This window comes from Streptomyces sp. NPDC034111 (genome assembly GCF_055575375.1).
Genome location: NZ_JBVIST010000019.1, coordinates 41,632 through 54,719, shown reverse-complemented (window position 1 = coordinate 54,719; position 13,088 = coordinate 41,632). Strand labels below are relative to the sequence as shown.

General features: G+C 73.4%; 11 protein-coding genes. 6 read left to right on the top strand and 5 right to left on the bottom strand.

Going from position 1 to position 13,088, the window contains the following annotated elements; translation table 11 throughout:
* Positions 1-10 precede the first annotated feature (10 nt).
* Positions 11-1,054, top strand: coding sequence for an NAD(P)H-dependent flavin oxidoreductase (locus tag ACZ55A_RS30465; protein WP_468847031.1), 1,044 nt, complete (start codon positions 11-13; stop codon positions 1,052-1,054).
* A 24-nt stretch (positions 1,055-1,078) separates the two neighbouring features.
* Here ACZ55A_RS30465 and ACZ55A_RS30460 read toward each other — a convergent pair whose 3' ends face one another.
* Entirely contained in the window at positions 1,079-2,236 is a 1,158-nt protein-coding gene (locus ACZ55A_RS30460) for an acetyl-CoA C-acetyltransferase (protein WP_468846767.1), read from the bottom strand.
* Positions 2,237-2,317: 81 nt separating this feature from the next.
* Complete coding sequence (locus ACZ55A_RS30455) at positions 2,318-3,100, bottom strand: SDR family oxidoreductase (RefSeq protein ID WP_468846764.1); 783 nt, start codon at positions 3,098-3,100, stop codon at positions 2,318-2,320.
* Positions 3,101-3,215: 115 nt separating this feature from the next.
* Here ACZ55A_RS30455 and ACZ55A_RS30450 point away from each other — a divergent pair, with 115 nt between their 5' ends.
* The 4 genes from ACZ55A_RS30450 to ACZ55A_RS30435 all read left to right on the top strand — a co-directional run bounded on the left by ACZ55A_RS30450 (position 3,216) and on the right by ACZ55A_RS30435 (position 7,654).
* Positions 3,216-4,100, top strand: a complete 885-nt coding sequence (locus ACZ55A_RS30450; protein ID WP_468846761.1) for an enoyl-CoA hydratase — start codon at positions 3,216-3,218, stop codon at positions 4,098-4,100.
* Positions 4,100-5,269 carry an acyl-CoA dehydrogenase family protein gene (locus ACZ55A_RS30445; RefSeq protein WP_468846759.1) on the top strand — a complete coding sequence of 390 codons (1,170 nt, stop codon included), beginning with the start codon at positions 4,100-4,102 and terminating at the stop codon, positions 5,267-5,269. The genes ACZ55A_RS30450 and ACZ55A_RS30445 overlap by 1 nt, the downstream gene beginning before the upstream one ends.
* Positions 5,269-6,249, top strand: coding sequence for an acyl-CoA dehydrogenase family protein (locus ACZ55A_RS30440; protein ID WP_468846757.1), 981 nt, complete (start codon positions 5,269-5,271; stop codon positions 6,247-6,249). Before ACZ55A_RS30445 ends, ACZ55A_RS30440 begins: the two co-directional genes overlap by 1 nt.
* A gap of 130 nt (positions 6,250-6,379) precedes the next feature.
* Entirely contained in the window at positions 6,380-7,654 is a 1,275-nt protein-coding gene (locus ACZ55A_RS30435) for an aspartate aminotransferase type Ic (RefSeq protein WP_468846755.1), read from the top strand.
* Positions 7,655-7,684: 30 nt separating this feature from the next.
* On the opposite strand, the gene ACZ55A_RS30430 is transcribed toward ACZ55A_RS30435, so the two are convergent.
* Entirely contained in the window at positions 7,685-8,290 is a 606-nt protein-coding gene (locus ACZ55A_RS30430) for a PadR family transcriptional regulator (protein WP_468846753.1), read from the bottom strand.
* A gap of 242 nt (positions 8,291-8,532) precedes the next feature.
* Here ACZ55A_RS30430 and ACZ55A_RS30425 point away from each other — a divergent pair, with 242 nt between their 5' ends.
* Positions 8,533-10,791, top strand: coding sequence for an FUSC family protein (locus tag ACZ55A_RS30425; RefSeq protein ID WP_468846750.1), 2,259 nt, complete (start codon positions 8,533-8,535; stop codon positions 10,789-10,791).
* 30 nt (positions 10,792-10,821) lie between these two features.
* Here ACZ55A_RS30425 and ACZ55A_RS30420 read toward each other — a convergent pair whose 3' ends face one another.
* Complete coding sequence (locus ACZ55A_RS30420) at positions 10,822-12,306, bottom strand: aminotransferase class I/II-fold pyridoxal phosphate-dependent enzyme (protein ID WP_468846747.1); 1,485 nt, start codon at positions 12,304-12,306, stop codon at positions 10,822-10,824.
* Positions 12,307-12,335: 29 nt separating this feature from the next.
* The gene (locus tag ACZ55A_RS30415) at positions 12,336-13,001 is read right to left on the bottom strand and encodes a UdgX family uracil-DNA binding protein (RefSeq protein WP_468846744.1); all 666 of its coding nucleotides are present in this window, start codon (positions 12,999-13,001) and stop codon (positions 12,336-12,338) included.
* Positions 13,002-13,088 lie beyond the last annotated feature (87 nt).

The window sequence follows — 13,088 nt, the reverse complement described above, 5'->3', positions numbered from 1 at the left end:
CGGCGCCCGGATCGAGACGGCGCTGACCGACCTCGTCGGGGTACGGCATCCGCTCGTACAGACCGGCATGGGGTGGGTGGCCGGTCCGCGGCTGGTCTCGGCCGCCGCCAACGCGGGCGCCCTGGGCATCCTCGCTTCCGCCACCATGACCGTCGAGCAGCTGCGGGCGGCGGTCCGCGAGGTCGCCTCCCGTACGGAGGCGCCCTTCGGGGTCAATCTGCGGGCGGATGCGGGCGATGCGGCGGAGCGGGTACGTGTCCTCATCGACGAGGGGGTGCGGGTCGCCTCGTTCGCGCTGGCTCCCTCGCATGAGCTGATCGCCCGGCTCAAGGACGCCGGGGTGATCGTCATCCCCTCCGTCGGCGCCCGCCGCCACGCCGAGAAGGTCGCGGCCTGGGGTGCGGACGCGGTCGTCGTCCAGGGCGGGGAGGGCGGCGGACACACCGGGAGCGTGGCCACGACCGTGCTGCTCCCTCAGGTCGTGGACGCGGTCGGGATCCCGGTGATCGCCGCGGGCGGCTTCTTCGACGGGCGGGGCCTGGTCGCGGCGCTCTCCTACGGCGCGGCGGGCATCGCCATGGGCACCCGCTTTCTGCTGACGTCGGACAGCACCGTGCCGCGGGCCGTCCAGGCCCGCTATCTCCAGGCGGGCGTCCAGGACATCACCGTCACCACGAAGGTGGACGGGCTGCCGCACCGGATGCTGCGCAGCGAGCTGGTCGAGGCGCTGGAGCGGTCCGGGCGCACCGTCGGGCTGCTCAAGGCGGTACGCCGAGCCGCCGCGTTCCGGAAGCTGTCCGGGCTGAGCTGGGCACGGATGGTCCGCGACGGCCTGGCGATGAAACGGGGCAAGGAGCTGTCCTGGAGCCAGGTGCTGCTCGCGGCCAACACCCCGATGCTGCTGCGGGCGTCGATGGTCGAGGGCCGCACCGACCTCGGGGTGATGGCCTCGGGCCAGGTGGCGGGTCTGCTGGAGGATCTGCCGTCCTGCGCGGAGCTCGTCGACCGCATCATGGCCGAGGCGCACGCCACTCTCGCCGGCCTGCCGCGCTGAGCGGGAGCCGTCCCTGACGGTGCGTCAGAGCCGTTCGATGATCGTGACGTTGGCCTGTCCGCCGCCCTCGCACATGGTCTGGAGCCCGAACCGGCCGCCGGTGCGCTCCAGTTCGTGCAGCAGGGTCGTCATCAGCCGGGCGCCGGTCGCACCGAGCGGGTGGCCGAGGGCGATGGCACCGCCGTTGACATTGACCCGTTCCGGGTCGGCACCGGTCTCCTTCAGCCAGGCCAGTACGACCGGGGCGAACGCCTCGTTGATCTCCACCAGGTCGATGTCGTCGAGCGTCAGACCGGTCTTCTTCAGTGCGTACGCCGTCGCGGGGATCGGCGCGGAGAGCATCCGGATCGGGTCCTCACCGCGTACTGACAGATGGTGGATACGGGCCCGCGGGGTCAGACCGTGCTCGGCCACCGCCCGCTCGGAGGCGAGCAGCAGGGCGGCGGCGCCGTCGGAGACCTGGGAGGAGACCGCCGCGGTCAGCCGGCCGCCCTCGACGACCGGCGCCAGTGTGGCCATCTTCTCCAGGGAGGTGTCGCGGCGCGGACCCTCGTCGGCGGTGACCTCCCCGTAAGGGACGGTCTCGCGGTCGAAGCGGCCCTCGTCGAGGGCGCGGACGGCCCGCTGGTGGGAACGGAGCGCGAACTCCTCCATGGCGCGGCGCGAGAGGTGCCATCTGGTGGCGATCAGTTCGGCACCGTGGAACTGGTTGACCGGGGCGTCGCCGTAGCGGGCCCGCCAGCCCGCGGAGCCGGCGAACGGCCCTTCGGTCAGGCCCAGCGGTGCGGCGGCCTGACGGCTGGCGAAGGCGATCGGGACCTGGGACATGTTCTGTACGCCGCCGGCCACCACCAGGTCCTGGGTGCCGGACAGCACACCCTGGGCGGCGAAGTGGATCGCCTGCTGGGAGGAGCCGCACTGGCGGTCGACGGTGACGCCGGGGACCTCTTCGGGCAGTCCGGCGGCCAGCCAGCACGTACGGGCGATGTCTCCGGCCTGCGGCCCCACCGTGTCCAGACATCCGAAGACCACGTCCTCCACGGCGGCCGGGTCGGCGCCGGTGCGTTCCATGAGCGCGGTCAGCACATGGGCGCCCAGGTCGGCGGCGTGGACGGCGGACAGACCGCCGCCCTTCTTGCCGACCGGGGTGCGGACCGCGCCGACGATGAAGGCCTCGGACATGGTGTCTCCTTGGTCAGATTCTGCGGACGTGCCGGCCGGATCCGCAAGGCGCTGCCGTCTCAGCGCGCGCTCAGGGGACCCCTAGGCGTGCTGGGAGCTGACGGACACGGTTTCGCCCGTCATGTACGAGGCGTAGTCGCCGGCCAGGAAGACGATGACATTGGCGACCTCCCAGGGCTCGGCGTACCGGCCGAAGGCCTCCCGCTCGGTGAGTTCGGCCAGCAGTTCGGGGGTGGTGACCTTCACCAGGTGCGGATGCATGGCGAGGCTGGGCGCGACCGCGTTGATCCGTACGCCGTACTCGGCGGCCTCCGGCGCGGCGCAGCGGGTCAGCGCCATCACCCCGGCCTTGGCGGCGGCGTAGTGGGCCTGGCCGCGCTGGGCGCGCCAGCCGACGACGGAGGCGTTGTTGACGATCACGCCGCCGTGGCCGGTGTGCCGCATCCGGCGCAGCGCGGCGCGGGTGCAGCGGAAGGTGCCGTTGAGCGTCACGTCCAGGACTTTGTGCCACTGCTCGTCGGTCATCTCGACGAGGTCGGCGGTGCCGCCCAGCCCGGCGTTGTTGACGAGGATGTCGAGCCGGCCGTGGCGCTCCTCGGCCAGCTCCAGCAGCGCACCGACCTGTGCTTCGTCGGTGACGTCGCAGGGCAGGGCGGCGACCCGGTCGGCGCCGAACTCCGCCGCCAGCGCCGCACCGCTCTCCTTGAGCCGGCGGGCATGGGCGTCGCCGATGACGATCCGGGCGCCTTCCTCCAGGAACCGGCGGGCGGTGGCACCGCCGATGCCGGTACCGGCGGCCGCGGTGATGACGGCGGTGCGGCCGGCGAGCAGTTGGTGGCCGGGCACATAGGCGGGCGGTGTCATGCGCGGGCCTCCTTCGGCGGGTGCTCGGTGCGGGGCTCCGGGCGGGGGCCGGGGCCTCGACGCTGCGGTGGCCGTACGTTAACCTACCAAACAATTGTTAGGGAAGGAGGGGCGGATGCCCGCCACGCCCGATGACGAGCCGGTGCGCTACGAACGCCACGGCCCGCTCGCCACCGTCACCATGAACCGCCCGGACTACCGCAACGCCCAGAATTCCGCGATGACTTACGCCCTCGACCGCGCCTTCTACCGCGCCGCGGACGACAACGAGGTCAAGGTCGTCGTACTGGCCGGGGCGGGCCGGCACTTCTCCGCGGGCCATGACATCGGCACCCCCGGGCGCGATGCCCACCTCCCCTTCGACCGTACGGCCGGGCTGTGGTGGGACCACTCGGACAAGGCGGGCGCGGAGAGCCGGTTCGCCCGCGAGTCGGAGGTCTATCTGGGCATGTGCCGTCGTTGGCGCGAGCTGCCCAAGCCGGTGGTCGCCGCGGTCCAAGGGGCTTGTGTGGCGGGCGGGTTGATGCTCGCCTGGGTCTGCGATCTGATCGTCGCCTCCGATGACGCCTTCTTCGCCGACCCCGTCGTACGGATGGGTATCCCCGGCGTCGAGTACTTCGCCCACCCGTGGGTGATGCCGCCGCGCATCGCCAAGGAGTTCCTCTACACCGGCGACCGGATGACCGCACAGCGGGCGTATCAGGTGGGCATGGTCAACCGGGTCGTACCGAGGTGTGAACTCGCTGACCGCACACGGGAGTTGGCGCTGCGGGTGGCGGAGATGCCCCGGCTCGGGCTGGCACTGACCAAGCGCGCCGTCAACCAGGCCGAGGACCTCCAGGGCCTGCACAGCGGTCTGGACTCGGTGTTCGGCCTGCACCACCTCGCCCATGCGCACAACGCCGAAACCGCCGCGGACCCGCTCGGCGGGGTGGACATCCGCGCGATGCGGCAGCACGCCGCACCACGCCCCCACTCCCCCGGAACGGCAGGGTCCTGATGGATCTCGCCTTCTCCGCCGCGGACGACGCCTTCCGGTCCGAGGTGCGGTCCTGGCTCGCCGCCCAGGTACCCGCCGCCCCGCTGCCGTCACTGGAGACCGCCGAGGGCTTCGCCGCCCACCGGGAGTGGGAGGGCAGGCTCTTCGCGGACCGCTGGTCGGTGGTCTCCTGGCCCGAGGAGTACGGCGGCCGGGGCGCCTCGCTGCTGCAATGGCTGATCTTCGAGGAGGAGTACTACGCCGCGGGCGCCCCCGGCCGGGTCGGCCAGAACGGCATCAGCCTGCTCGCCCCCACGCTCTTCGAGCACGGCACCGCGGAGCAACGCGCCCGCATCCTGGGGCCCATGGCGAGCGGCGAGGTCATCTGGGCCCAGGCCTGGTCGGAGCCGGAGGCGGGCTCGGACCTGGCGTCGCTGCGCTCGACGGCCGTACGGACCGGGGGCGGCTGGCTGCTGAACGGACAGAAGACCTGGTCGTCCCGGGCCACCTTCGCCGACCGCGCCTTCGGCCTGTTCCGCAGCGACCCGGCCACCGCCCGGCCGCACCAGGGGCTGACGTATCTGATGTTCCCGCTGGACGCGCCGGGTGTGACGGTACGCCCCCTCGGCCGGCTCGACGGCAAGCCGGCGTTCGCCGAGATCTTCCTCGACGGGGTGTTCGTGCCCGACGCGGACGTCATCGGCGAGCCGGGCCAGGGCTGGCAGGTGGCGATGAGCACCGCGGGCAATGAGCGCGGTCTGACGCTGCGCAGCCCGGGCCGCTTCACGGCGGCCGCCGAGCGGCTGGCCGCGCTGTGGCGCACGGCCCCCGACAGCGCCGGTCCGGCGCTCGGCGAGCGGGTGGCCGACGCCCTCATCGGTGCCCGCGCCTACCAGCTGTTCGGCTACGCCCAGGCGTCCCGGCTGGCGGAAGGGGAATCCCTCGGCGCCGGGCCGAGCCTGAACAAGGTCTTCTGGTCCGAGCTGGACCTCGCCCTGCACGAGACCGCGCTGGATCTGCTGGGCCCGTACGGCGCGCTCGCCGAGGACGCCGACGAGGCCCCCGCGCACGGGAGTTGGGCGGACGGCTACACCTTCTCGCTGGCCGGGCCGGTCTACGCCGGAACCAACGAGATCCAGCGCGACATCATCGCCGAGCGGCTGCTGGGCCTGCCGAAGGGACGCCGGTGATGCGCTTCCTCCTGACCGGTGAGCAGCGCGCATTCGCCCGTACCCTCGACGGGATGCTGGCGGCCGGCGACACCCCGGCGGCGGTGCGGGCCTGGGCCTCGGGCGAGCACACACCGGGCCGGGCGCTGTGGGCGCGGCTGGCGGAGGCGGGGGTCTTCGGGCTCGCGGTCCCGCAACGGTACGGCGGGCTGGGGCCACTGCCCGTCGACCTGGCCGTGGCCTTCGGCGAGTTGGGGCGTCACGCGGTGCCGGGTCCGGTGGTGGAGACGGTGGCGTCGGCGGCGTTCCTGGCCCGGCTCGGCGAGGACACCGCGGCCGGGGAGTGGCTGCCGCGGATCGCGGCCGGTGGTGCCGTGCTGAGCCTGTGCGCCGGGGTGCCGTACGCGCTGGACGCGGACGCTGCCGACACCGTCCTGGTCGTCCAAGGCGACACGGTGTGCCGCACGGACACCCATGGCCCCGTACAGCCCTCCCTCGATCCGGCCCGGCGGCTGGCCCGCCCGCTCGGCGGCACCCTCCTGGCCCGGGGCCCGGCGGTGACGGAGGCCGCCGCGCACGCCGTCGAGGTCGCCCGGCTCGCCACCGCGGCACAGTCGCTCGGCCTCGGCCGCGCCCTGCTGGCGGCGACCGTCACCCACGTCCGTCGGCGCACCCAGTTCAAGGTGGCCATCGGGTCCTTCCAGGCGGTCAAACACCGGCTGGCGGATGCCCTCATCGGGCTGGAGTTCGCGCAGCCGCTGGTGCATGCGGCAGCGCTGGCCGTGGCGGCGGGCGCCCCCTCGGCGGGCCGGGAGGTGGCGGCGGCGAAGACCGCGGCGGGCGAGGCGGCCTATGCCGCGGCCCGGACGGCGCTCCAGCTGCACGGCGCCCTCGGCTACACGGCGGAGCCCGACCTCTCCCTCTGGATCCGCAAGGCCAGACCGCTGCGCGACGCCTGGGGGACACCGGCCGACTGCCGGGCCCGGGTGCTGGCCGGCTGACCGTCTCATCTCGCTGGCTGACCGCCCCATCTCTCTATATGGAGCGCCCCGCACCGCCCCTGCCAGCCTTTGTATCCTCGGCAGGCGCCCCCGGGCACCGTGGCAGACAGCCCCTGCGAGAGGAATCACCATGACCACCGAGCTGAGCGCCGACACCCTGGCCGGGCTTCTCGACCGGGCTCGGCACGACTACGAGGAGCTGGCGGCACAGGGACTCAAGCTCGACCTCACCCGGGGCAAGCCCGCGCCCGAACAGCTCGACCTCTCCGCGGACCTGCTGAACCTGCCGGGCGGCCGGCCCACCACCACCGCCGACGGCACGGACGTACGCAACTACGGTGGGCTGCAAGGGCTGTTGGAGCTCCGGGAGATATTCGCCGAGGTGCTCCAGGTACCGGCCGGGCAGCTCCTCGCGGCCGGCAACTCCAGCCTGGAGCTGATGCACGACTGCCTGGTCCACGCGCTGCTGAGCGTGCTGCCCGGCGCCGGGTCCCGCTGGGCCGACCAGGACCGGATCGCGTTCCTGTGCCCGGTGCCCGGCTACGACAGGCACTTCGCGCTCTGTGAGCGGTTCGGCATCGAGATGATCCCCGTCCCGATGGGCGCGTCGGGTCCGGACATGGACGTCGTGGAGCGCCTGGTCGCCGAGGACCCGGCCGTCAAGGGCATCTGGTGCGTCCCGAAGTACAGCAACCCGACCGGCGTCAGCTACAGCGACGAGACGGTGGCGCGCCTGGCCCGTATGGAGACCGCCGCCCCGGACTTCCGGATCTTCTGGGACAACGCCTACGCCGCCCACCATCTCACCGAGGAGCCCGTCGAGATCGCCGATCTGCTGTCCGCGTGCGCCGAGAGCGGCAACCCGGACCGGGCGTTCGTCTTCGGCTCCACGTCGAAGATCACCTTCGCGGGTGCGGGCGTCGCCTTCTTCGGCTCCTCGCCCGCCAATGTGAGCTGGCTGACCGCCAACAACGCCAAGCGCTCCATAGGCCCCGACAAGGTCAACCAGCTGCGCCACGTCCTCTTCCTGCGGGACGCGGACGGCGTACGGGCCCACATGGAGCGCCAACGAGCCCTGCTCCAGCCGAAGTTCGCGGCCGTCCAGCGGATCCTGGAGACCGAGCTCGGCGGCACCGGACTCGCCACATGGACCAGCCCCAAGGGCGGATACTTCATCACCCTGGAGGTCCCGGAGGGCTGCGCCAAGGACGTGGTGCGCCGTGCGGCCGAGGCGGGCATCGTGCTGACCCCGGCCGGCGCGACCCACCCGTACGGCGACGACCCGCGCGACGCGACGATCCGCATCGCGCCCAGCTACCCGAGCCCGGCCGAGGTGGAGCAGGCGATGCTCGGCCTGACCGTGTGCGTGCGCCTGGCGGGCTACGAGAAGCTGCTCGCGGCCTGATCCGGTCGCGACGGGGGCGGCCGGGCGGCGTCAGGGCCGCCTGCGCTCGCTCTCGTCCAGGTCGGCCAGCATGGCGTCGGCCAGATCCCGTTCGGAGGCGTAGAACCGCTCCGACCATTTCCGGACGAGTGCGGGGTAGGTCCAGGCCTCTTCGGCCCGGGCGCCCTCGGCTTCCGTCTCGGCGCGCTGCCGCATGGACTCCGCATACGCGCGGTGGCGGCCGAGGACTTCCCGCATCCGGTCGTCCTCCAGCAGGTGCCCGAGCCACAGCCGCAGCATCACGCCGTGCTTGAGCACCGGGGGCTCCACCGGTGCCTCGCGCGCCCAGTGGCGGACCGCCGCCAGGCCCTCGTCGGTGATGACGTAGACGCGCTTGTCGCGGTGGCCGGTGTCCTGGGCGATCAGCCGCGAACGCATACAACCGGCCTTCTCCAGCCGCTTGAGCTCGCCGTAGATCTGGCTGAAGGACGGGCTCCAGTAGAAGAAGCACAGCGACCGGTCCGCCCACTTCTTCAGGTCGTAGCCGGACAGCTCCTCACCGAAGGAGAGCAGCCCCAGGACCGCCCAGCCGGTCGCCGGCAGCGCCGGTCGCTCCGCATCGCCGGCGTGCGCCGCACCGGCCGTCGTCTCCGTCACGGTCGGCAGTCTACGGTCCGCCTCCCGGCCCGCCGGACCTCGCCAACTCCCCTTCGCTGTGTGCCGTTTGCCGGCGGCAGGGAGAGCGGGGGCCTTGGAAAGGGGGCGTGGACGGGGGACGTGGGCAGGTAACCGGGCCGGCGGGCGAAACGGTCCGACGGGGGCGCTGCGCCCGCTGTGCGCGGGCGCCGGCCGGCCCGGTGCGCGGTGCGGACCGGGGGCCGCTGGCCAATAGTGGAGGGGTGAGGCCACAGCAGGAAGCTCCCCCGCGGTACGGGCGGGGGCATCCGCCCGGCGGGCCAGGTGACGCGGTTCTGCACAGACTGCGCTCTCTGCTGGAGCCCGGCAGGCAGGCGCTGCGCGCGCACCGCACGGTGGTCGGCAATGCGCTCCGCGTGACCACCGCCTCCTGCATCGCCTTCTATGTGTGCCGCTACGGGCTCAACCTGACCGTGATGTCCGTCTACGCCACATTCACCGTGGTCTCGCTCGGCGCACTCGCCAGGATCCCGGGGTCGGGGCGCCAGCGCGCCGCCACCACCCTCACCGCGATCCCCGCGGGCCTGGTGCTGCTCACGCTGGGCACCCTGCTCGCCGTACAGACCTGGACGGCCGTCGTCGGGATGCTCGTCATCGGCTTCGCGGTCGCCTACGCGGCCACCACAGGACCGAGGATCGCCGGCGCGGCCCCCGGGATGCAGCTGCTCTACATCCTCCCGTGCTTCCCGCCGTACGCCCCGGAGACCCTCTCCCAGCGGCTCCTCGGGTTTCTGCTGGGGGCCGTACTGCTCGCGCTGGCCCAGCGCTTCCTGATGCCCGAACCGGAGACCCCCTCGTTCCGCCGGCTGCTGGCCGAGGCCTCCGATGCGGCCGCCGCCCTGGCGGACCACCGCGGCGGGCCCGTCCCGGCGGCGGTGCTGACGCGGGCGCGTACGGCCGCCGATGCGCTGCACCCCGCCCATGTACCCCCCGCCGATCTGCCCACCTCCCCCACCCTCGCCCACAAGGCCATGGCACATGCCGCGGAATCGGTGCGCGCGCTGCTGTGCCGGCTCGACTCCCTGCACACCGCGGCCGGGCCGCGGCGTGCCTACCTGCCCGAGACGGCCGCCCTGCTCCGGTGCATCGGCGCCGCCGCCCGCGGGACGGCCGGGGCGCTGCGGCGCGGCAAGCGGCTGCGGCCCGGCGAGGGCCCCTCCCCCGTGCCCCTTCAGGAGGAGCTGGGCCCCGTCCGTACCCACCGGGCCCTGGACACCCTGGAGCGGCTGAGCGCCGACGACCGGCTGGTCTATCTGCGCCGCCGGTCCCTGGTCGTCCAGGCCGCCGACGCCGCCGTCCTCCTGGTGCTGGCCACCCGGCTGCTGCTCGGCGACCGCAGCGTCGACCGCAACCCCGCAGGGCACGCCTTCAGCTACGCACGGGCGCACGCCCCCGAGCTGTGGTGGCGGCGGCTGACCTGCCACCTGACGCCGCGCTCGGTGATCTTCCAGAACGCCTGCCGGTTCGCGCTCGGCCTGGCCGCGGCCCGGGCCGTCGCCGGGCTCCTCGACCTTCAGCACGGCTTCTGGGTGCTGCTGGCGACGCTGACGCTGACCCGTACGACGAGCCTGGAGACCCGCTCGGCGGTCCGGCAGGCCCTCGTCGGCACGCTGATCGGTGCGGTGCTGGCCGGCGGGATGCTGGCGCTGGTGCACGACCGCGAGACGGTGTACGCGGTGCTGCTGCCGCTGGTGATGCTGGTGGCGTTCACCGCGGGGCCGCTGCGCGGACTGGCCTGGGCGCAGGGCGGATTCACCCTGGTCGTGGCGGTGCTGTTCGCCCAGGTATCGCCCACCACCTGGCAGCTCGCCCCGGTCCGGCTGGAGGACGTGCTGGCCGGCAGCCTGATCGGTCTGTTCTGCGGGCTGGTGGCCTGGCCGCGGGGTGCGGGGCCCGAGGTGCGCCGGAACATGGCGGCGCTGTGTACGGCCATCGCCGACGCGATCGGGCGGACCACCGCCCGGCTCGTCGAGCGCACCGGGACGGCCGGCGCCGCCGCGGCCGACAGCGCCGCCGACATCCTCGCGATCAACCGGGCGCTGATGCTCGCGCAGGAGTGCCTGGCGCAGTACCAGAGCGAGCCGAGGGAGCGGACCGAGCGGCAACCGGACTGGCCCGCCGTGCTGGCCGCCGGGGCGGACGCCCGGCGCGGCGAACGGCAGCTGCCCGGCCGCCCGGGCCGGATCGCCCCGAACGAGGTCGGCACCTGGCTACGGCAGGCGGCGGGCACCACGGCGGCCGACTACCGGGCGCTGGCCGAACGCCTCTGCGCGGACCGCGGCCCGCTGCACGAACTCCCCCGTCCCCTCGACATCCGCGGCCTGCTCGCCGTCGCCCCGCCCGTCCCGCAGGACGGCCCGGACCGGGAGGCTCGTGCGGTCTCCGCCGCGCTGCTCGTCGACTCGGTCATCTGGCTCGATGCGCTGAGCTCCGATCTGGCCCTCATCCAGCGGGAGTTGTGACGACGGGGCCACGCGCCGGGGCACCCGGGATCAGCCGTCCCGCTCCGGCTCGACGAGGACCCGGACCGTGTCGAGGCGGGTGTCGGTGGCGTCGGGGAGGTTCATCCCCGCCTCGATGCCGGAGCGCAGATACCTCAGCACGGGTTCGGTGAGCCGTTCACCGGGCAGCACGGCCGGGATGCCGGGCGGATAGGGGGTGATCATCTCGGCGGCGATCCGGCCGGCCGCCCGCGCGACCGGGACGTTCTCGGTGCGGCCGAAGAACGCGTCACGCGGCAGGACGCACTGCTGCATCCGCAGCTCTTCCGGTGCGGGCACCGCGACCGTGGGCGCCGGCCGCAGCTCCGGTGCCGCGCGGACCAGGTCCTTCAGCGCGCTCAGCAGGGCACCCGTGGTCTCCGCGTCATCGGCGTGGGTGAGCTGGGCACTGATCCTGCGGTGATCGGCCAGGTGCACATCGGTACGGCGGTGCGCACGCAGCCAGTCGGCCGCACGGTAGCCCGTCGTACCGAGGGCGCTGACGTCGATGACGACGGGGAGCGGATCGAAGTCGTCGCCCAGGCCCGGCCCGCAGAAGTCCGCCCGGTCGTTGACGTGCAGCCCGTCGATCGCCTCGATCGCCGACCGCACCTCGCCCGCCAGGGCCAGCGCCCGGTCCATCAGTTCCCGGCCGTGCAGCGCCATCTGGCGTCGCCAGCCGTCGAGACCCGCGTAGATCAGCACGGACGGGCTGGTGGTGCCCAGCAGGTCCGCGCGGATCTTGAGGTCCGCGGGGGCGATCAGATCGCCCTGAAGATGGAAGACCGACCCCTGTTCCAGGCCGCTGCCCATCTTGTGGATGCTGGTCACGCAGACATCGGCCCCGGCGTCCATGGCCCAGGTGGGCAGGTCGGGGTGGAAGGGCAGATGGGCGCCCCATGCCTCGTCGACGATCAGCGGCCGGGAGCGGCGGTGGCAGACCTCGGCGACGGCGCGGAGGTCGGCGCAGCTCCCATAGGGGGTGGGGCTGGTGACCAGCGCTCCTTTGGCGTCGGGGTGCGCGGCAAAGGCCCGTTCGAAGGCCTCCGCCGACGGCGCGTGCGCCAGATGCCGGTCCGGGTCCCACTGCGGCTCGACCCAGACCGGGCGGATCCCGGAGAGGATCAGTCCGGAGACCACGGACTTGTGCGCGTCCCGTCCGATCAGCAGTTCCTCGTGCGGCCCGGCGACGGTGAGCATCGCGGCCTTCACCGAGAGGGAACTGCCGCAGGTGGTGAAGAAGGTGTGGTCGGCGTGCACGGCGTCGGCCATCAGGCGCTCGGCGCGCTCCAGCACCTCGCCCCCGGTCCGCCGGTCGTCCAGCCCGCCGGAGGCCAGTACGTCGCCGTGGAAGACGGCATCGCCGAGCACCTCCCGGGCCTGCGGATCGGCGCCCCGGGCCTGTTTGTGCCCGGGCGGACTGAACGGCACCCGGCCTGTCGCGTGGTAGTCGGCGAGTGCCTGGAGTACGGGTGCCTGGGTGTGATCCATGGACATCGAGTTCCCTTCCGCCCGGCCGCCAGTCGTCATTCCAGGACCCGGGCCACCGCCCGCAGGTCGGAGACCAGACCGGCGTAGGACTCGGCGCGGTCGTCGGAGCGCAGCACGGCCGACGGGTGGATGGTGGCCACCACCAGCCCGTGGTTGCTCTCGACCGGTGTGCCCCGCTCCTTGGTCACCCGGAACGAGGAGCCGAGGAGCGACTTGGCGGCGGTGGCGCCCAGCACCACGATCACCTCCGGGCCGACCAGGTTCAGTTCGGCGTGCAGCCAGGGCCGGCAGGCGGTCATCTCGCGCAGGCTCGGCGCCTTGTGGATGCGGCGCTTGCCGCGGGCCGCCACGGTGAACTTGAAGTGCTTGACGGCATTGGTGAAGTACGCCTCCTGCTCGTCGAGCCCGGCCTCGCCCATCGCCTTGCGCAACAGCCGTCCGGCCGGCCCCACGAAGGGCTCTCCCTGGCGGTCCTCCTGGTCGCCGGGCTGCTCCCCGACGAACATGGTCCGCGCCGAGGAGCTGCCCGTCCCGAAGACCGTCTGGGTCGCTTCGCGGAAGAGCGGGCAGCCGTGGCAGTCCGCCGCTGCCCGCCGGTACGCCGGCAGCCCGCCCCGCGCGGGCAGGTACGGGGTGGCGTCGTACTGCTGCCCGGCGTCCTCGGGATCACTCCCGGCCGTCCCGGTGTGCGTGCTCGGCATGTGCGGTGGCCTCCGTCGTGAACACAGCCGCCCCTGGCTGTCCACCGCAACCGGTTCCCCGAGGCCGGCCCGGTTAACGCCGCGCGG